17 protein-coding genes are annotated in these 20,723 nt (G+C 43.8%); 8 read left to right on the top strand and 9 right to left on the bottom strand.

The features are described 5' to 3' along the window. Window positions 1-220: 220 nt before the first annotated feature. On the bottom strand, window positions 221-1,234 hold the full coding sequence (gene galE, locus OCV50_RS19505; RefSeq protein WP_261904328.1) for a UDP-glucose 4-epimerase GalE: 1,014 nt from the start codon (window positions 1,232-1,234) through the stop codon (window positions 221-223). 301 nt (window positions 1,235-1,535) lie between these two features. Between galE and OCV50_RS19500 the strand changes: the two genes are divergently transcribed. The 3 genes from OCV50_RS19500 to OCV50_RS19490 all read left to right on the top strand — a co-directional run bounded on the left by OCV50_RS19500 (window position 1,536) and on the right by OCV50_RS19490 (window position 4,019). Beyond that, window positions 1,536-2,279, top strand: a complete 744-nt coding sequence (locus OCV50_RS19500; RefSeq protein ID WP_261904327.1) for a 5-oxoprolinase subunit PxpA — start codon at window positions 1,536-1,538, stop codon at window positions 2,277-2,279. A 92-nt stretch (window positions 2,280-2,371) separates the two neighbouring features. Continuing rightward, window positions 2,372-3,088, top strand: coding sequence for a 5-oxoprolinase subunit B family protein (locus tag OCV50_RS19495; RefSeq protein WP_261904326.1), 717 nt, complete (start codon window positions 2,372-2,374; stop codon window positions 3,086-3,088). Then, window positions 3,081-4,019: a 5-oxoprolinase subunit C family protein gene (locus OCV50_RS19490; RefSeq protein WP_261904325.1), complete on the top strand. Its 939-nt coding sequence runs from the start codon at window positions 3,081-3,083 to the stop codon at window positions 4,017-4,019. The genes OCV50_RS19495 and OCV50_RS19490 overlap by 8 nt, the downstream gene beginning before the upstream one ends. 100 nt (window positions 4,020-4,119) lie before the next feature. On the opposite strand, the gene OCV50_RS19485 is transcribed toward OCV50_RS19490, so the two are convergent. The 3 genes from OCV50_RS19485 to OCV50_RS19475 all read right to left on the bottom strand — a co-directional run bounded on the left by OCV50_RS19485 (window position 4,120) and on the right by OCV50_RS19475 (window position 9,310). Next, window positions 4,120-5,577: an FAD-dependent oxidoreductase gene (locus tag OCV50_RS19485; protein ID WP_261904324.1), complete on the bottom strand. Its 1,458-nt coding sequence runs from the start codon at window positions 5,575-5,577 to the stop codon at window positions 4,120-4,122. Between the two features lie 621 nt (window positions 5,578-6,198). Next, window positions 6,199-8,634 (bottom strand): ABC transporter permease, encoded by a 2,436-nt coding sequence (locus OCV50_RS19480; protein ID WP_261904323.1) that lies wholly within the window; start codon window positions 8,632-8,634, stop codon window positions 6,199-6,201. 1 nt (window position 8,635) lies between these two features. Beyond that, on the bottom strand, window positions 8,636-9,310 hold the full coding sequence (locus tag OCV50_RS19475) for an ABC transporter ATP-binding protein (protein WP_239839985.1): 675 nt from the start codon (window positions 9,308-9,310) through the stop codon (window positions 8,636-8,638). Here OCV50_RS19475 and OCV50_RS19470 point away from each other — a divergent pair. From OCV50_RS19470 to OCV50_RS19455, 4 genes are all read left to right on the top strand, one after another. After that, window positions 9,309-9,914 (top strand): arylesterase, encoded by a 606-nt coding sequence (locus tag OCV50_RS19470; RefSeq protein ID WP_261904322.1) that lies wholly within the window; start codon window positions 9,309-9,311, stop codon window positions 9,912-9,914. The genes OCV50_RS19475 and OCV50_RS19470 overlap by 2 nt on opposite strands. 81 nt (window positions 9,915-9,995) lie before the next feature. After that, window positions 9,996-11,195, top strand: a complete 1,200-nt coding sequence (gene fabV, locus OCV50_RS19465) for an enoyl-ACP reductase FabV (RefSeq protein ID WP_261904321.1) — start codon at window positions 9,996-9,998, stop codon at window positions 11,193-11,195. 188 nt (window positions 11,196-11,383) lie between these two features. Next, window positions 11,384-13,291 (top strand): sensor domain-containing phosphodiesterase, encoded by a 1,908-nt coding sequence (locus tag OCV50_RS19460; RefSeq protein WP_261904320.1) that lies wholly within the window; start codon window positions 11,384-11,386, stop codon window positions 13,289-13,291. A gap of 163 nt (window positions 13,292-13,454) precedes the next feature. Then, on the top strand, window positions 13,455-15,110 hold the full coding sequence (locus OCV50_RS19455; protein ID WP_261904319.1) for an ABC-ATPase domain-containing protein: 1,656 nt from the start codon (window positions 13,455-13,457) through the stop codon (window positions 15,108-15,110). Window positions 15,111-15,196: 86 nt separating this feature from the next. On the opposite strand, the gene OCV50_RS19450 is transcribed toward OCV50_RS19455, so the two are convergent. Both OCV50_RS19450 and OCV50_RS19445 read right to left on the bottom strand, forming a co-directional pair. Beyond that, on the bottom strand, window positions 15,197-15,814 hold the full coding sequence (locus OCV50_RS19450; RefSeq protein ID WP_239839980.1) for a DNA-J related domain-containing protein: 618 nt from the start codon (window positions 15,812-15,814) through the stop codon (window positions 15,197-15,199). Window positions 15,815-16,036: 222 nt separating this feature from the next. Next, window positions 16,037-16,876, bottom strand: a complete 840-nt coding sequence (locus OCV50_RS19445) for an isopenicillin N synthase family dioxygenase (protein WP_261904318.1) — start codon at window positions 16,874-16,876, stop codon at window positions 16,037-16,039. A gap of 202 nt (window positions 16,877-17,078) precedes the next feature. On the opposite strand from OCV50_RS19445, the gene OCV50_RS19440 reads away from it, so the two are divergent. Then, the gene (locus OCV50_RS19440) at window positions 17,079-17,711 is read left to right on the top strand and encodes a DUF2238 domain-containing protein (protein ID WP_261904317.1); all 633 of its coding nucleotides are present in this window, start codon (window positions 17,079-17,081) and stop codon (window positions 17,709-17,711) included. A gap of 69 nt (window positions 17,712-17,780) precedes the next feature. On the opposite strand, the gene OCV50_RS19435 is transcribed toward OCV50_RS19440, so the two are convergent. From OCV50_RS19435 to OCV50_RS19425, 3 genes are read right to left on the bottom strand one after another with little or no spacing between them, the layout of a single operon-like run. Next, entirely contained in the window at window positions 17,781-18,032 is a 252-nt protein-coding gene (locus OCV50_RS19435) for a hypothetical protein (RefSeq protein ID WP_261904316.1), read from the bottom strand. Window positions 18,033-18,037: 5 nt separating this feature from the next. Continuing rightward, the gene (locus OCV50_RS19430; protein ID WP_261904315.1) at window positions 18,038-18,952 is read right to left on the bottom strand and encodes a DMT family transporter; all 915 of its coding nucleotides are present in this window, start codon (window positions 18,950-18,952) and stop codon (window positions 18,038-18,040) included. Window positions 18,953-18,961: 9 nt separating this feature from the next. After that, a complete protein-coding gene (locus tag OCV50_RS19425) occupies window positions 18,962-20,653 on the bottom strand; it encodes an SgrR family transcriptional regulator (RefSeq protein ID WP_261904314.1) in 1,692 nt (563 codons plus the stop codon). Between the last annotated feature and the right edge of the window lie 70 nt (window positions 20,654-20,723).

The following is a 20,723-nucleotide window of genomic DNA, read 5'->3' as shown; positions in this document are numbered from 1 at the left end:
TAACCATAACGGCTGCAGCGATGATGAAAGTAACGATTAGGCCTAATTCCATGATTAACTCCAAACAAAATTAACATTAAAGATATATTTTGCGCGTATAGTAACACAATGAATGCGTAAAGATACTTTTTAACCAGAAATTTACTTTTATTCCGATTCAGATCAAAAAAGGCGCCCTAAGGCACCTTTTTGGTAAATAAATCGACCTGATTTTATTAAATCAACCTGGAAAACCGTTAGGATTGTTCGACTGCCAACGCCATGTGTCTGCTGTCATTTCGGATAGCGTACGTGTCGCTTTCCATTCCAGCTCTTGCTCAGCTTTCGCAGGATCAGCCCAACACTCAGCAATATCTCCTGGGCGACGCTCAACTAGCTTATAAGGAACTTGTTTGCCACTCGCTTCTTCAAACGCTTTTACCATCTCTAGAACACTAGAACCGTTACCCGTTCCTAAGTTATAGATATGAAGACCATCCTTTTTACCCACTTTTTCTAGTGCAGCGATATGACCGTCAGAAAGATCCATTACGTGGATGTAGTCACGCACGCCAGTGCCGTCTTTTGTTGGGTAATCACTACCAAACACAGAAAGAAACTCGCGACGACCTACAGCAACCTGAGAAACAAACGGCATTAGGTTATTTGGAATACCTTGTGGATCTTCGCCTAGTTCACCACTTGGGTGCGAGCCCACAGGGTTAAAGTAACGAAGTAAAGTAATACTCCAGTCAGGGTTCGCTTTTTGGAAGTCCGTTAGACACTCTTCAACCATTAGCTTACTGCGGCCGTATGGGTTAGTTGCACTTGTCGGGAAATCTTCGGTAATAGGCACGCTAGCTGGGTCACCATATACTGTCGCTGAAGAGCTGAATACCAATGTTTTCACGCCTGCTTCACGCATTGCATCAACAAGAACCAGTGTCCCATTTACGTTGTTATCATAATATTCAAGTGGCTTCTCTACAGACTCGCCAACTGCTTTCAAACCCGCAAAATGGATAACCGCTTCAATATTGTTTTGTTTTAGTGTTTCGATTAGCAGTGCTTTGTCACGGATGTCGCCTTCGACAAACACTGGCTTAACACCTGAAACCTTTTCAATACGCTCAAGAACGCTTGGCTTACTATTATATAAATTATCAAAGATGAAAGGCGTCATACCTGCTTTAATCATCTGAATACTCGTATGGCTGCCGATGTAGCCCATACCGCCGGTTACTAAAACGTTCATTTTAAGCCCTGTTTTTATATGTATGTAATATTGGCGTTATGTTACAACAAGTTATTCATAAGATGTAGGTAAAACTAAGGCCGATGCGTGCATGCTGACGATCAAATAATAGAACACTGATGCTTTGGTCACCCTACTATTTTTCCGTTAACACTAACCATTGCCTATATCTAAGGCTAAAACACTTATTGTTCGAGTAACGTAGTCACACCACGTTAATAGAATTTTGATTGTGATCACTGTTTAAATCAGGAATTTAGTAGAACGTCTAGGGATAGTAAAAATCAAGGATAGTTTGTCTGTGACAACAAAAGTACTACTGAACTGCGATATGGGTGAAAGCTATGGCAGTTGGACAATGGGAGATGACGAAACCATCATGGAATGGGTTGATATGGCCAACGTAGCGTGTGGCTTCCATGCTTCAGACCCACATGTAATGTCAAAAACCATAAAACTCGCCAGCCACTACAATACTCAGGTAGGTGCCCATCCAGGTTATCAAGACTTGGTAGGATTTGGACGTCGTTCAATCCCTCACTCTATGAAAGAAATTACCGAGTTAGTTTGTTATCAAGTCGGTGCCCTCAAAGCTCTTTGTCAACACCATGGGAGTCACCTGCATTACGTAAAGCCACATGGGGCTTTGTACAACGATATGATGGCTAACTCGCAAATATTTAATGCCGTTGCCGAAGCCGTTGCAGGGTTTGGCATTCCATTGATGATTCTTTCTACTGCAAACAACCAGAAGTTTCTCGATATCGCGGATAACTATGACCTTCCGCTACTACTCGAAGCATTCGCGGATCGCGCTTATGTAAGCAATGGACAGTTAGCGCCGCGTTCTGTTGCCGGTTCCGTCTATACACATCAAGATGATATTTATAACCAAGTCATGCAGTTAGTGAACTATGGTTCAGTGACGACCATCGAGGGGGAACGACTTGAAATTGAAGCAGATACGATTTGTGTCCATGGTGACAATCCCCAATCTATCGCGTTGATTAAGCGCATTAGCCAAGATATTAATGCACTTAGATAGCCATTAATGAATCCATATTTCTTCAATTAATACGGTAACTTATGAAGAAAACAATGAGTATTACGATCGAACCGGTCGCGGAATGCAGTGTTATGATCAAGATTGATCTTACTAAGGACATGAGATCAGCAACAAAATCACAACAAAACGTCACTAATCAAAAGGCATTTAACATTCCCGTTTGTGTAGCTTCTATTTCTCAACAAATAAGGCAAATATTCGCCCCTTATTTAATGAACGTCACACCTGCGTATAATACGATTCTTGTCGACTATCTGCCTTATCGAATTCAGGAATCAGAACTCATCCAACAATTGAATGCACTGATCACTAACATCGATTTCAACACTTTAGATTCTCAATCAAAATCGATAGTGACCATACCCACCTACTACAGTAAAGATACCGCTCTCGATCTTTCCCGTTTTGAACAGCAAGGGCTATCATTGGAGCAAGTTATCGAACTTCACACCAGTACAATCTATCAAGTGAGCGCAGTCGGGTTTATGCCAGGCTTTGCTTTCCTTTCTGATGTTGTACCAACACTCCAAATGCCTAGGCACGAAACGCCTAGACTCTCAGTCCCAAAAGGTAGCGTCGGAATCGCAGACAGAAAGACCGCGGTTTATCCTGATCAGTCCCCAGGTGGTTGGAATATTATTGGTCGATGTCCTTTACAGCTGTTTAACAGCAATGTCTCTGTAGAGGAATTAAATAACGCATCTTTGTTTAACGTGGGAGATCAAGTCCAATTTAAAGCCATTGATAAGAGCGAATTTATCGAACTTGGAGGGTGTCTAGATGAATAAGGGTTCTATCACCATATTAAAGTCTGGCCCACTCTCGCTCATTCAAGATTTTGGACGTTATGGTCTTTCACATCTCGGGGTTACACAGGGTGGACCCGTTGATGATTACGCGTACAGTTGGGCAAACCACTTGCTCCAGAACCCTATTAACTGCCCTGCACTCGAAATTACCTTAGGACAATGTGCAGCTGAAGTGAATCAAGATTGTGTATTAGCTATCACGGGTGGAGATCTACAGGCTAAGCTCGACGGCGTTCCAATAGCGAATTGGTCGACCTTTATAGCTCGTAAAGGACAAGTGCTTTCGTTTGGATTACCGACAAATGGGCTTAGGGCTTACTTAGCCGTAAAAGGTGGCTTTAAAGCACCAGTCAGTTTAACCAGTACATCAACCGTTGTGCGTGAAAAAGTGGGTGGACTGACCCAAGATGGCCAACCTTGCCAGGCGAACCAAGACATTCAGTTTCATACACATCCGATACCATTGCATTTTAAGCCTTTAAGTGTCACTTTTCGTTACACTCCGGACTACAACCTTCCACTTACATTGAGAGTTATTGAAGGTTACCAGTCAAATCTTTTCACCAAAGCTGCCAAATCGACCTTCTACAATATTCCTTTTACGGTTAGTCAGAACTCCAATCGCATGGGCTATCGACTCAGTGGCGAACCAGTTGAATCACCGGATATTACAATGTTGTCGGAAGGTATTGCTCTAGGCGCAATTCAAATACCAAAAGATGGGCAACCCATCATACTTCTCAACGACAGGCAGACCATTGGTGGATATCCAAAGCTTGGCTGTATTGCGCGTATCGACCTACCTAGACTTGCTCAGGCCAAACCTGGGCAGCAAGTTTGTTTTGTAGAGGGAGATCGTTTGGGGTTACAAGATGTGTGGTGCCAATGGGCAAGGTTCTTTGGCTACTGACTTATATTGTTGGTTCATTTTATCTCGACGTAAAACAAAGGGTGACTTTCAATAAAAGTCACCCTTTCTATTTTTATCATTGTGATCAATGACCTACTGTTTAAATCACTCGGCTCTCACCAGTCACAATCGCCAATGCCGCTGGGTATCCCCGCTCTTGCGTAAGCGTGATAGCTTTTGTTTCAACGTCATCGATATTAAGTGACATTGTCACTGGATGAGCACTTTCAATAGTCAAAAGTCCTTTCTCATCAAACCAATGCTTATTGATCTTCTGAGCTGCTTCCAAGGTTGAGGATGCCTTAACGACCTCTAGCCTCGCGTATTTTTCACCACAAAACGAAACATCAGATGCCCGTAAGCTAGGGTCGGTCCCAGGAATTTGTTGAGCTCCAAACAGAGGTTTACCGCCTACGGTCGCTGACTTAAAGCTAGGGATAAATTGAGCCATATGTTCTATGGCTGCTTGAGTTCGTTGTTCTAGTTGTTCTTCTGTCCAACCAGACACAATTTTTTTCAGCAGTTTCTGAGGGAGTTGCGGCTGAGACGAATGCTCAGAAGAAGAGACTAAGCCACCCTCGAACAGTGTAATCCCCTCTGTCATACCATGCAGTTGAAAAACACCATCTGCATAAGGGGTGAGCTGCGCCATACCTTGAGGTGTACCACGTGGCCCATGGAATATAACTTCAGGCCACTCCTCTTTATGTTCACGGCAATTTGACCAGTCCGTAACATAGGCTGCTTTAAACTCGACAAGACGTTCTTGCTTAGAGCCAACATAATCGTCAACCACACCCGTTTCAAAGCCACTCGCATTAATCAGGTACTGAGCTGTAAATTTATGCTTATTCCCCGCCTGATCGGAATAGCATAGTTCCCATTCGCCTTCTACTTGAGTTACCGATATGAGTCGACTGTTGGTAAGAATGTGGCAGTTGCTCTGCTTTTCTAGCGACAGCTGAGCCATTGCAGACAAACGAAATACGCTCAGTCCGTACTCTTGAACTACTGCTACCGGATATTTCAAAGTGTCCAAATCAGTATGCTTAGCAAAAGGAATACACCATTCATCCAGTGTGCTTGGATTTTGGGGCTGTCTTTTATTTGATAAAGCAACTAAGTCTTGCTTGTTATAAAGCTTGTAGTATTCGTCTGGGTTTCCTAGAACTTGATTACTTTGGTCTTGATCAACCAAGGCTTGGTAAGCCGACTTAATTACCTCTAGACGTGGTAACAGAGCTTCAGGTTGACCACCATCACTATGAGGCACTGCAATAACAGTTGGACGAATATTGAGCGTGTGAGGAAACAAACGAACAGTATCAATTGATTGAGCAAGGAGTTGAAGGCATTGCTCCTGAGAAATATCTCGATACAAATTACCACCAGCATGCAGGTGGCAGATCGGAGGCCCGTTTACCAGACTTGGCCCTTTTTCCAACAAGGTTACGTCATATCCACGCTCGCTGAAATGAATCGCACTGGTGGCGCCCGCAATACCACCACCAACAATAGCTATAGACGGTTGTTTTTTATCCATTTTGTTCTGGTTCATTGGACTCTAAAGCCTAAAATTAACTGCTTAGTATTCTACGTAGGATTGACGGTGAATTAAATCACATTTTTATCAAGGTCTTAGTTTGTCATCATCAGAAGTCAAACTAAAAAAACAAAATTTATTGCTTGACTCAATATGTGTGAATGAAAAAAACGTCGACCTAAAACACGCCAAAATTGGCCTAAGTACGGTAGTACAAAGGCTCGAAGATAGCTCATATGACATCTTGATTAACTTATCCCTAAAGTTATCCACCGATTTTGTGGATAACTGTTGATAAGGTACAACTTTGTTGCGCAAACCCTTTATTTACAGGGACTAAACAACATTATCCGAAAATATGAATTTATTATTACAGCTTATTAGCAGGTATAAACAGCCCCTTATTTAAGCTTTTTATCCCCCACGATATTGCCCTGTGGGTAACCTAACCGATGGCCGCTGTACAAAATAAAAAGTGCGTACAACCGGCAACGTTTGAACGCACTCTTTAGCTACTGGCTCACCCAAAACGTTAGTTTTGACGCTAGCGATCACTTTGCAGCCAGTTATTTATAGATTTTTATTGCAACCGTTCTTTATAACAACGCTATGACTTAGCAATATTGCAGCAAAGTACTAGTTAAAGTCCTTCTTCATTGGAGCAAGGAGTCGCTTAATCAAACTGTTTACGACCGCTGCCAACGTTACAAAGGTAATCACAGGTAACATCACCCATAAAACAGGATGTAGCGTTACTGGTAATTCAAAGCCAAAGGTCATGAGGCTTGCCACACTTAGCTCAGCACCAAGTGCAGCAATACTACCGGCTACAAACGCCATAATGCCGTACTCACACCAAATTGTGTTGAGGATGCGACTTTTGCTGGCGCCTAACGTTCTATATAGGCGAATCTCTTGCTGACGCTGAGACAAGCTCAAACGCAACAATGTAAAGATCAACAGTAAACCCGCGACAACGCCAAGCCCAGCGAGCACAGTGATCGACCAAACGATCTGTTTAAGCAACTCTTGAATCTTACTGCCCATCTTGCGTATATCCATCAAGCTGACCGTCGGGTGGTTACGAGACAGCTGATTCAACATCTCATCATGTTGTTCTTGTAATCTAAAGCTTACTAACCAAGTCGATGGGATTGAACTCAGAACATCCGGTGTAAAGATAAAGTAGAAATTTGGCTTCATTTCACGCCACTCGACTTCACGAATGGTATTTACTTTCGCATCAAAGCGTTGGCTGTTAATCGTAAACGAGAGTTCGTCGCCAATTTGAAGGCCAAGTTGATCGGCTACATCAGATTCGACAGAAACACCATTCTCATTCGTCCACTCACCAGCAACAACTTCATTGTACTCAGGAAGAGATTCCCCCCACGTAAAGTTGATTTCTCGACTCAAAGCATCTGTTTGATCAGCATTTTCACTGTACTCACCCGCTTCGACTCCATTAATCGTTGTCAGTCGCCCACGAATGATTGGGAAAGCTTGTGTACGTTCAACGTTATTTGCGTCAATCGTCTCTAGGTACGCCTCTTTCTCGTATTCAGCAATGTTGAGTGCAAAAGCGTTCGGGGCGTTCTCAGGCAGCGTCTGTTGCCAATCAGACAGCAAATCACTACGAACCAACCAGATAATAGAGAGCAACATTAAAGACAAAGAAAGAGCGCCAAATTGGATACCCGTTGCGATTGGCGTTCGGTTGATGCGACTGATTGCGAGACGCATCGCTGTGGATACGCGAAGTTTAGCGATCAATCTCAATACAAGAATGCTAACCAACGCAAGTACCGCAAACAGTCCAACGATCCCCCCTAGGACGATCCAAACCAGTAGGTTATTACCATACATCATTAACATCGGTACTATCGGCACCAAGAGCAGCAGATATCGTTTACTACTGTTCTGTCCTTGATGACTAGACTGAATAACACTGATCGCAGACGTGTTCACCAACCCTAAAAGAGGAATGCCCAGAGCAGGAACACCAATTAACACGCTGGTTAACACAGACAGCAAGATCGGTTGATAACCATAGCTTGGAAGCGGACTTGGAAGAAGATCCCCTAGTGGAATACGTAACAAAAACTCAAGGCCGATACCAATCGCAATACCAAAGACAATACCAATCCCCATTAGCATTAGAACTTGAATCGATAACCAGTGGATGACCCATTGTTTGCTTGCCCCTAAACTCTTGAGCATAGCGATTGTTTTCTGTCGACTTGCCACGTAGTGCTGACAAGTGAGAACCAAGGTAGTTGCCGCCATGATGACTACGATAGCAACCGTCAACGACAGATACTGAGTCGTTTTGTCAAACATTTCATTGGTGCGACTGGCACTGTCTTGATTTCGCCATCGGTCACTTGGCGTTAATTCAACAGAGTCTTGAATCGCTTGCAGATCATTATCATCGCCATTTAAGAATAAGCGAAAGCTGACACGACTCCCTGGTTGAATGGCGCCCGTCGCATCGATGTCACTGCTATGAATCAGCACAGCGGGCATTTGTTGAAATGGGTTGAAACTGAGCCCTGGTTCTTGAGTGATCCGCCCTGTAATCGTTAGGTCGGCATCACCAATCGTGACATTGTCACCTATGGCAACCTCTAACTGAGAGAAAATTCGTTCATCAAGCCATAACTCGCCCGGTTTAACGTTTGTTTTCTGCGCATCGGTTGTTTCCAATAACATTTCGCCGCGCAATGGATAATTACTCTCCACCGCTTTTACCGTAACGAGCTGCATGCCGTTGTCACTAAAAGCCATGGTAGAAAAACGAGTCAGTTCACTCCTTTCCAGCTTTTTATCAGCAACCAATTCAAGCAGTGAATCCGGAAGTGGGTTTGCTGAAATAAACACGCTATCAGCAGTGAGCGCATCTTTTCCTTGTTTTACTATCACTTGCTCCATGCGCTCAGCTAAAGCCGACAAAGCAAAGACACACGCGATAATAAGAGTAAGGGCGATAGAAACGGGCCATAGCTGACCATGACGTATCTCTTCAATACTCCAGCTGAATAGTCGTTTATTCAATCCTTTAGAATGGCTCACTCTACACCTCCGTGATTTGACCAAGGTGCATTTTCAAAGTGCGCTGACAGCGCTGAGCGAGTTTAGGGTCATGAGTAACAAGAACCAACGTGGTGCCGTGAGACGCATTAAGCTCGAACAACAGCTCTACAATCTTGGCAGCGGTTTGCTGATCAAGATTACCTGTGGGTTCATCAGCAAACAGAATTTTAGGCTTAATCATAAAAGCACGAGCGAGTGCCACACGTTGTTGTTCACCACCAGAAAGTTGTGAAGGTAAATGGTCGACACGATCTTTAAGCCCTACCGACTCCAGTAACGCAGTTGCACGCTCTATATCTTCCTCTTCGCCCTTCAGTAAACACGGCAAGGTTACGTTTTGTAGCGCGGACAAACTAGGGATTAGTAGAAAGCTTTGAAAAACAAATCCAACCGACTCACTACGAATCTGAGCTCGCTCTTCATCGTCTAATTGAGAAAGTGGTTTGTTTAGAAGATGAATTTCACCAGAACTAGGCACATCGAGCCCTGCAAGCAGTGTCATTAGGGTCGATTTTCCCGCACCAGACGTACCAACAATAGCAACGGTTTCACCTTCAACAATATCGATGTCAACCTTCTCTAAGATTGTCAATTGTTCTTGATTAGTAGACACTGTCTTCGAAACAGATTCAGCTTTTATTATGGATGTATGCATGACTCGACTAATTTCCTTTTTAATTTTTATACTTTTTTCCACAACTACATTTGCGCAGAACCAGACAATCTTAGTGTTAGGTGACAGTTTAAGTGCTGGTTACAACATGGATATCAAACAGAGCTGGCCTACCTTACTTCCAGACGCTTTATCCGAATACGACAAAGAAGTCACCGTAATCAACGGCAGTATTTCTGGCGATACAACGGGCAATGGCCTTTCTCGTTTACCGCAATTATTAACGGAACACGCGCCAGACACGGTACTCATTGAATTGGGTGCGAACGATGGCCTTCGTGGCTTTCCGCCTAAGGTGATCGAACAGAACCTCGAAAAAATCATCCAACAGATTCGAGATTCAGGTGCAAAGCCAGTCATGATGCAGATACGTATTCCGCCTAACTACGGCAAGCGCTACAACGACCAGTTTGAGTACGTATTTACGTCGCTATCTGATCAGCAGAAAGTGCCACTACTGCCATTCTTTCTCGAGTATATCATTATGAAACCTGAATGGATGATGAACGACGGACTGCACCCTAAGCCCGAAGCGCAACCTTGGATTGCAGAGTTTGTTGCCGAGAAATTATACCAGTATCTTTAGCTTTTAATGGTCTAGCTCAATCTTTTTTACATAGCTTTACGTTAACGTGAGTTCATAACAGCGTTAAGTCTAAGGTTATTTATGATAATAAAACCCGTTATAAAGGGTGTCGTTGCCAAAAATGCGCACCCCCTAGGCTGCCAACAAGCAGTCAAGCAACAAATTGAATTCGTAAAAAATGCTCCTCAAATCAAAAATGGCCCGAAGCGTGTTCTGATTATTGGAGCATCTTCAGGCTTCGGACTCGCCGCCCGAATTGCCCTCACCTTTGGCGGTGCTCAAGCCGATACCATTGGTGTTTCATTCGAACGAGGACCTAATGAAAAGTCATTAGGCAGCGCAGGTTGGTACAACAACATCTACTTCAAACAAGAAGCCAAACGTGAAGGTCGCAAAGCAATAAACATCGTTGGTGATGCCTTCTCCAAAGAAACTCGTTCACAAGTGGTTGAGGCCATCGAAACTTACTTTGAGGGTGAAGTTGACCTAATCATCTATAGCCTCGCAGCAGGTGTACGTCCTAAAGCTGACACCGAAGAGTTCTGGCGCTCTGCAATCAAACCAATTGGTCAAAGTGTCACTGGCACTACCATCTCCCTAGAAGACGATAGCTGGAACACCACCACGCTTGAACCGGCAACAGAAGACGAGGCCGAAAGCACACTCAAAGTTATGGGTGGTGAAGACTGGGGTCATTGGGTAGACGAACTAATCAACGCCGAATCTATTGCTGAAGGTTGTAAAACCATCGCCTTCTCTTATGTTGGACCAGAGGTAACACACCCTATCTATCTAGATGGAACGCTTGGACGCGCTAAAATCGACCTTCATCAAACCAGTCACTCACTGAACCTTGAGTTAGCTAACTTTAGCGGTGGTGCTTACGCAACGGTGTGTAAAGCACTCGTGACCAAAGCAAGTGTCTTTATTCCAGGTTTGAGTCCTTATTTATTGGCGCTTTACCGCGTGATGAAAGAAAAAGGGACTCATGAAACATGTATCCAACAAATGCAGCGCCTGTTCAGCACCAAACTCTACGGCCAAGATAAAATCCCACTTGATGGTGAGCGCCTCATTCGAATGGATGATTGGGAACTTGAGCCTGAAACACAAGCTCATGTATCAGAGCTTCTTGAGTCAATGGATGAAGAAAACTTCAAACTCACGGGCGACTATGCTGGCTTTAAACAGGAGTTCATGCAACTCAACGGATTTGAGTATTCGGGAATTGATTACACCCAACCATTGAATACAGAAGATTTTATAAATCTCAAGCCATAATTCCTTTCTATCTCAGGTATGAGACTTGGATTCAGTTTTAAAAGCCTCTCGCAAATTGGAGAGGCTTTTTTATGTAATCTACCTATACTCAAATTAACAGTTTCATTACATCTCTAGGTGCATATTACATCGACAGGGAGACGAGATCACAGGATGTGATTCGTCGAGTAAAAGCGACATGGAGTCTTATGAAAAAGATAAATACGCTCGATTTAGATATACCCAGTGATATGAAGGTCGGTTGGCAGAACATTGTCGATTTACTGGCTAATATCACTCACGTACCCGCCGCACTGATTATGCGCGTGCACACCGCATCAATTGAAGTTTTCGCAACCAGTCATTCTGACGGTAATCCTTATAAGGAAGGAGACTCTGAAGAGCTAGGACATGGTCTGTATTGCGAAACAGTCATGAGAACAAACCGTCGCTTGATCGTACCCGACGCGACTCAAGATCCAAATTGGAAAAACAACCCTGATGTGAAGATTGGAATGATTTCATATTGTGGTATCCCTTTGCTTTGGCCGAATGGTGATGTATTCGGAACGATCTGTATTTTGGATAGCAAAGAGAACCACTACACTCCAACGTATATCCAACTCCTTGAAAGCTTTAAACTCTCGATTGAATCGCAACTCACAACGCTCTATCAAAATGCAAAACTCTCTAAGTTGAACAAAGAGCTTAAATCAAGAGTCCATACTCGGACACAAGATCTTGCCAGCTTAAACTATTCCCTAAACCTTGAAATCGATAAGCGAAAAGCGGCAGAGCAGAAAGTCACTTATCAAAAAAATCACGATCTAGGCACAGGGTTCTTAAACCGCCACGCTTTCGAATCTAAGCTCAATGCTCAAATAACGAATGAAAAACAACTGAACAACCGATCATTTGCTGTTGTTCATATCGGGTTTACTAACGGCAGACGTATTCAAGCTCGTTACGGCTACCAAGCGTTTGATGATGTTCTGGTCGAATATCGCCGTAGACTTTCCACGATCCAAGGTATTGAAGTGCTAACCGGAAGGCCTACTTCCGTCGACTTGGCGATTGCCTATACCACAGACAAACTTAACGCTCATCTCGACACGCTTTGTGAACAACTGGTCGAGATCGGTCACTCAGAATTCACGATAGGCGGTGACAATGTTCACCTGCATGCTTTTATCGGCCTGACAATAACCGACACTCAAGACAACGCAGAAGCAGCACTTAAAAAAGCATCGGCGGCCATGCTTGCTTGTAAAGATTCTGGGCAAAAATACTGCTTCTATTCTCAAGCTTATAATGACGACCAGATACACCTCAATAAGATTGAGGGCTACCTCTTACAAGCAGTGCGTAACGACGATCTTATGCTCTACTTTCAGCCGAAGGTTTCCCCGCTTACACATAAATGGGTAGGTGCTGAAGCTCTACTTCGCTGGCGTCACCCTGTTCTTGGTGATATTTCAAATGAAACGCTCATCCATATGGCAGAACAAAATGGATTGATCTTCGAAGTCGGCAATTTTGTTCTTCGCTCCGCCATCGAAAAAGCTAAAGAGTGGTCTGCGTATGTCGATGACTTCAAGATGGCGATTAACGTTTCTGCGGTACAATTAAAGAACGTGCAGTTTTATGAGCAAATCGTTCATTTACTTGAAACCTATCACCTTCCAGCTCGCTTTCTTGAATTAGAAGTAACAGAAAGCGGTTTAATAGCTGACGAAGTCATTGCAAAGAATACCTTAGAATCGCTTCATGATTTAGGCGTGACATTGTCACTTGATGATTTCGGAACAGGCTATGCTTCTTTTGGCTACCTCAAAAAATTCCCTTTTGATGCCATTAAAGTAGATAAGAGTTTTATCGACCAGATAAACAACTCACAAGATGACACTGAGATTGTGCGATCGATTGTGCAGATTGCCAAAAAGCTCGACCTTAAAGTAGCGATTGAAGGCATAGAGAACGAAGAGCAAGAACAATTCATTATTCAAGAGGGTTGCGATATTGGGCAAGGATACCTTTATGGCAAGCCGATGACCTGCCAAGAGTTCGAGCACAGCCTTGCCGACCAAAACTATCCAAACAGCAGTCGCTACGCCTAATTGGTGCATTTAGGCGCCAATTGGCGCTTACAATGAATTAATGGTGGTGTAAATTGCCGATACTTTGCAATTTACGCCCACTTTCCCTTTACTCTATAGGTGGTGATTTTTATAATCGCCGCCTTTCTATTTGTATCTTTCTCCAACTAAGGCATTTTTCGTTATGGATCAGTTGACTGCAAAGCTAAAAAAGCTCGAAAAACAAAACTACCGTGCATATCAACAAATCAAAGGTCAATACGACTTTGCTGACTTTGAACTTCATATTGACCACATCCAAGGTGACCCATATGCGTCCCCTTCTCGCTTTCGTGCGACACGCGCTTGGTCATTAACAGGTTTAGAGTGGCTGAAAGGCAAATCACATGTATACCAAATTGCAGCGCGTGACTTCATTGCGCGTAGCTTTGCAGAATTTGCTAAACAAGAATCGACTATCTCTATCGCACTAACAGGTCAAACCGTCCTTGATAGTACAGCGGTACTGTTCACAGAGCACGGTATTGAAATTCGTTTCCGTATCAACCTCCCTGCTGATGGACGTAGCATTCTGGCTAAGAAAGCAAATAACATTATTACTTTCTACCTGCCTAAGTTTATCCGCCGAGCGACACTGGAGCGCGAGTTAGACTTTGATGCCCTAGTTGAGCACTGTCAGACCATCGAAGATCAAGAAGCCCTTCGTTCTCAACTGGATGAGCATAACCTTGCTGCGTTTGTTTCTAACGGTAGTGTTCTACCGCGTATTGCAGGTAACTGCGACCTACCGATGAAAGATGCAGTTGCGTTCGAAGCACCTGAATCTTTATCTGTAACGCTAAAAACGCCAAACCGCGGTGAAGTAAAAGGCCTAGGTATTCCTAAAGGTATTACTTTGATTGTCGGCGGTGGCTTCCACGGTAAATCGACGCTACTTAATGCAGTTGAACGCTCTATCTACAACCACATTCCAGGCGATGGTCGTGAAGGAATCGTTACTGCGTTAGATACGATGAAGATCCGCGCGGAAGACGGCCGCTGTGTTCATAGCTTGAACCTTTCGAACTACATCAATCACCTACCAATGCAAAAAGACACGTCGGACTTTACGACTCAAGATGCGTCTGGTTCTACATCTCAAGCGGCTTGGCTACAAGAGTCGATTGAGGCGGGTGTTCAAACCTTATTGATTGATGAAGATACATCAGCAACAAACTTTATGATCCGCGATGAACGTATGCAGGCATTAGTCGCGAAAGGTGACGAGCCAATTACTCCTCTGGTCGACCGTATTGGTCAGCTACGAGACGAAATGAACATTTCTACAATTGTTGTTATGGGCGGCTCGGGCGATTACCTAGATGTTGCCGATACGGTAATCCAAATGCATGACTACCAGGCAGTAGATGTGACGGAAAAAGCTAAGGAAGTGATTGAGCAGCACCCTACGCAGCGCCACAACGAGTGTGAAACAGCACTAGAAATGTTTGTACCTCGTTCATTAAACCGCGCATCTCTGATGAGCATCTTGTCTGACGGCAAATTCCGAGTAAACGCGAAAGGCAAAGGTTCACTGCGCTTTGGTAAAGAGTTCACCGACTTATCAGCACTTGAACAACTAGAATCTGCGTCAGAAGTGAACGCGATTGGTTGGGCTTGGTTCCAGTTTGCGCAACTTCCTGGTTGGTCGAACAACCCGGCGAAAGAGTTTAACGCGATGTTGGATAAAGATTGGCACGCGAACATGCCGAACTATGGTGATCTAGCGAAACCAAGAACTCTCGATATCATGGCAGCGTTGAACCGTATGCGTAAATCTCAGTTCAAGCCATCAAACTAACAGTCCGCTCGAGTCGCTTTGATTCACTAAGCTGAACAAAAAGATAAAAAATAGTGCGTCCAACGCACTATTTTTTTATCGGTCACTTATCTAAGGACATTCCACGCTTCACACAAGACTCTAAATTGAGCGCTATTCCCTTCTTCCCTATCTGGGTGCCAGCGTAATGCGAGTTTTCGCCAACGCTTTCTAATCTCAGTAGGTGTCGCATCGTTTGGAAGCTCGAATAACGAAAGCGCTTTGCTCCTGTCCATATCACCAATGTCTTCACCCCCGACAAACTTACGATAACGAGTCCAAAACTCATTCAATAGTCGTTTGACCTCACCTTCATCTGCTTCGTAATTTTCCCAATGCACATAATAGTCACGTAGCGGGTCTTCCGGATCGATAGCATGTCCATTGGCGTAATAACGGCCGTGCATCAATTCAATATCCATCGCCTGCACTTGTAACCAACTCTCCGGAAACAAGGTCTCTTGTAATTGATAAAGCGCATTCATGATGAGGAAGTTCTTTTTAAACAGATCCTTTTCAGGTTTCGGATCCAAGATGGGTACAAGACCGAGATCATTAAGGTGAGTCGCAAGTGTATGAACCTTCCAGCCTCGAGGTTGCTTTTTGAGTACCTCCATAATCGGCCAAAGCAATGGGTTTTCCATGTGAGTTTGAAAAGGAGCACTCACGTCTTGTTGTTCTAACATAATATGGAGCCAGTTTTATAATGCAGATTGGTTCATATATACATTGAAAGCCATCAATTATGATTTGTCGAGGATTGAAGCAAAAGTTTCAACGATTCCCCCCAATAATATCAAGCCAATAACTCTTTGAAATTGAATTGTTAGTCGAATACCTAACTTTGCTTCAAACACAAAAAAGCCAGCGAAATGCTGGCTTTAGTCTTCCTATGGAATCAGGCTTGCTTAGATTACACCTAGCTCGCGTAGACGTTCCATCAGGTATTCATTCGCTGTGTACTTCTCAGACAACACCACTTCAGGTTTCGGGTGTAGGAAAAGTGGTAGAGAAATACGAGAGTTCTCTTGGCGCTCACCCGTTGGGTTAATTACACGGTGTGTTGTAGATGGGAAGTAACCACCTGATGCTTCTTGAAGCATGTCACCAATGTTAATGATTAGGTTACCAAAATCACACGGTACATCTAACCACTGGTCGTCTTGAGTTTTCACCTGTAGGCCTGGCTCATTCGCTGCAGGAAGAACCGTTAGCAGGTTGATATCTTCGTGAGCTGCTGCACGGATTGCACCCGGCTCTTCATCACCCTGCATTGGTGGGTAGTGTAGAACACGTAGCAGTGTTTGCTCGCTACCGTTTATCATTTGAGAGAGTGCAACAGAGAATTTCTCTTGTACTTCTTGCGGTGCGTGCGCTTCAACCCAACCTAATAGTTCTTGAGCGAAAGCATTCGCACGATCATAGTAATCTAGGATCTGTTCTTTCAGTTGCTCAGGGATTTGACCCCAAGGATAAACATGAAAATACTCTTTAATGTCTCTAACGCTGTGTCCTTTAGCGACTTCTGAAACAGAAGGTGGAAAGTATCCGTCTTGTGTCTCAACATTAAACTGAAAATCGTTCTTCTCTTCTGTCATGAAGAATTGGTACCAATTTTCATAGATAGATTCTACGAGTTCTTTAGGGATTGGGTGATTTTTTAAAACACCGAAGCCAGTTTCACGTAATGAGCGAACAAATTGCTCTGCTGCATCGTCAGCAAGATAATCGACAGTTTCCAGTTTCATGACTTTCTTTCTAGTTATGTGTGTAATGAACGGCGATTTTAGGGTGCGCTTTGTCGTAAATCAAACTTTTGTGAAACTCTAGCAATCGTTTGTCTAGATACTGGGCGTTAAACCGCCTTTTCAACACATTTTGTAAAGTGAAAATCAATTGTACAGTGTTCAATATTATGACAACATACTTGATTATTGATGAGGATTACTTATGACAGTGACTACTGAACCAATGCCCGCTCCACTCAGCGGTAATCGATCTCTATTAATTCTGACCGCCGCTTATCTTGTTGTCTTTGTATTTTCCGCAATTGCACCTTCATCTAGAGCGGTGTGGATTGCAGAGATTATTCCAGCTGTAGGTATCTTAGCCGGTATCTGGTGGTTTTCTCGAAAGCTAACCTTCTCTAACACCGCTTACGTATTGATGTTCATCTGGCTAGCCTTACACACGATTGGTGCGAAATACACTTTCGCAGAGGTTCCTTTTGATTGGTTTAATCACTTGATTGGTTCTGAGCGTAACAACTTCGATCGCGTGGCTCATTTCTCAATTGGCTTATACGCCTACCCGCTAGCGGAATATCTGATTCGTAAGAAACTATCATCACCGATTATCGCGGTGTGGTTTTCTCTCTTCGCGATCATGAGTGTGGCAGCAGGTTATGAAATCATTGAGTGGTGGTATGCGGAGTTAGCTGGTGGTGATGAAGGCATCGCATTTTTGGGGTCACAAGGCGATATTTGGGACGCTCAGAAAGACATGTTGTGCGATACCTCCGGAGCTATCGTTGCGTTAATAATCATGAAGCTACAAGGCCGAATCAATAAGCCAAAGATCTAAAAGTAGTTTCTAAAAGACTCTCTGATAAAACAAAGGCGTACTCGCTAGTACTCCTTTGTTCTTTCGTTCCTATTTCATTGTGACCTTCCCACCAATCATCTTGAAGGCGGGTGTTCCTCTCACTAAGGTATCTCTGGCAAATTCAATCTCACAGCCGGGGCAATGACAAGGCTTTGTGGTGTAGTCTTCAACGATCCTCTCTTTAAAGCATTTCACTAGAGCACCTTTGCCACCTTTTCGATATTTGAAGAGTTGTGTCTTACACTTGACACAGAAAATCTGTACCGTTTTGCTTGGTTGTTTCTTGTTTGGTTTAGCCATGAGTTTTACGAATTACTAACTTTAGGAGACAAGATCACTGCTGCGATTCCGACAAAGATGATGCCGGATGCAATAACAAACTGCAGTGTGATTGGTTCGGATAAGAATAAGACCCCGCCAAGAGTCGCAATAATTGGTACGCTGAGTTGAGCAACCGATGCCGTCAATGTACTCAGCTTCTTAACGACTTGATACCAAAGTGTATAGCCCATCGCAGAGGCAAACACACCAGACAACAGTGCGTAAGTTACACCTGAGTTGTTCATAAACAATGCGTCTGACATCGCTCCACTGAATATGACAACGATGAGTAACACAAGAGAAGCTAAACCAGCATAGCTAAAGTTGATCATTGTCGCCTGAAGAGGATCGTGCACCTTACGCCCTGCTAATGTGTAACAACCCCAACCTATTCCTGCGAACATCATAAGAACCACGGCTTTGAAATCTAAAGTGTGTTGTTGGTCATTTGGCCACAACAATAAGACCAGGCCACTAATGGCTATCCCACAGCCTAGCCACTCCAAAAGTGACATTCTCTTTGTCTGTATTAAATGTGCAACCACCATTGTAAGCTGAACCATCACAAACAAGATCAAGGCACCTAATCCAGCTCCAAGCGCAACATACGCATAGGAAAAACCAAACATATAGACGAGCAATGCACCAATTGAGGTCAGGTTGCCTTTCCAGTTTGATTGTTTCATTTCTTTTGATTGCAATGGTTGTCCACCAGCCGTTCGCTGTTTTGAACGATTCACAGCCCAGTAAATTAGTATCAAAGTAATAGCGCCGGAGACAATACGAATCAAAGAGAAACTCAGAGGGTCGATACTGTTGTCGGCAAGTGCCCATCGACACAATACCGAGTTGGCAGCAAAGGCAATCAACGTAATAACTGTAAGAAACAAAGTGGACATAATGCGCCTTTATCCGAGATCCGGCTTATTCCAAACCTGACTGAAGTCGAACCAACCTAACGCATTACACTTAGCATTTTGCAGGGTACCACATTGATCTTTATTAACACCTAGCCAGCAGTGAAACATTGGGATCAACTGATTACTGTGAACCAATTTCTTACCTAGCTGACGAGCTGGGAATGTTTCGTATTCACCAGCGCGCCACTGCTCGACCATAGCGCACCACTGATCAAATTCATCTAATGGGCTCGACTCTTCAATAAAGCTGTAATCCATCAACCAACCAACTAAAGCGTCATCACGATTATTCGCGATCCCCATTGGATTGATCCAGATATCGACATCATCGGCGTGTGGTGGATCCATGTCATATCCAAACAGCTCGACTCCAACACCATATTTTTTGAGAACCGCTTCAATGGCATGTCCCAACGTCGGAAACATTGGATGTTGACGCTGAAACGCAATCTTTATCACTGGCTGCGTTGAAGACTTTGGACAAACAGGCGGTGCAAGTTTTACATCGTACCAACCCGGTTTTAATCCATACGCGTGCAGTACACCGAGGTCGATGACCGTCTCTTTAGGGATGTGAGTAAACAAATCAGCCGCATTCAACGCATTAGAGAGGAACTCCGCCCATAATGGGTTCTTGGCGATACCTTTTTGTCGGTTGAGCAAAAGGTAGGTACAGCCCGGGTCCAACTCAACTTCATCACTGTCGCCACGATCAGCCATTACCGGCTTTGATAGGCTTGGATAGACCATAGACGAGTATGCCTCGTCGACCACCCATACTTCGACTCTGTCTATCAATGGTCGAAAACCAAAGTAGCCATCAAAGGCATGAAGTATCAATTGTTGTTCATCATTCTTCTCTACTCGATATGGGCCCGTACCAATTGGACGAATATCGTAGTCATCGCCACGTAAACTCACAGGTAATGTGACTTTAGCGATCGACTCTGTCAGTGCGAGTGGGAAATATTTGTCGGGACGAGTTAAGTAAACATCAACCACGCAGTTAGCTGGCGACTCGACACGCTTGATATGCGAGAACATGTTAAGGCTCTCTAAGGAGTCAAGTGTATCAACAATATGACTGGTTTGAAGTAATTCACCATTATGAAACCTGACACCCGGGCGAATAAAGAAACGCCAATGGTCATCTTGTAATTTTTGCCAAGAATGCGCGAGATCAGGTTGTAACTGGTCGTTGTCATCAAGCTTCGTTAAACCACTGAATACCTGACGCGCGATATGCTGCTCTGAACGGCGCATCGATTTTGCTGGGTTAAGCATAGATAGCGGGCGGTAATACGGAAGACGAATCACCTGCTCGCCCTCTTGGTATTGCACACCCAAATAGTTCTGAATAACTTGCGTGAGCTTGGCAGCATCTCTATCTAAAACGTTAAGTGCTTGCCCGATTTTCCCATCTTCAAGATAGCGTCGTGCCAATGTTTCACTGACATCGTTCCGATTTTGCTTAAAGATCAGTTTTGATTGTTTACCTCTACCTGCAGCTGGTTGCCATTCTATCCAGTTTTCTTCTTCAAGTTTGTTTAGAACCATACGCGCATTACGACGCGTACAACAAAGCACATCAGTAATATGATCTAATTGGACTTCTGAGTCTTTACCATCAAAGTACTCAAACAAAGTTTCAAATTGGACTCGTAATCTTGGGCTGCTCATAAAGAGGAAATTTCAACTAATTAGAATTAATTTCAGTTTCCTTATTTTAATTGCGGAAATCAACAGATAC

The organism is Vibrio fortis, assembly GCF_024347475.1.
In the GTDB taxonomy this organism is placed as follows: domain Bacteria; phylum Pseudomonadota; class Gammaproteobacteria; order Enterobacterales; family Vibrionaceae; genus Vibrio; species Vibrio fortis.
The sequence above is the reverse complement of the archived record's forward strand: the minus strand, read 5'-3'. Positions and strand labels throughout refer to the sequence as shown.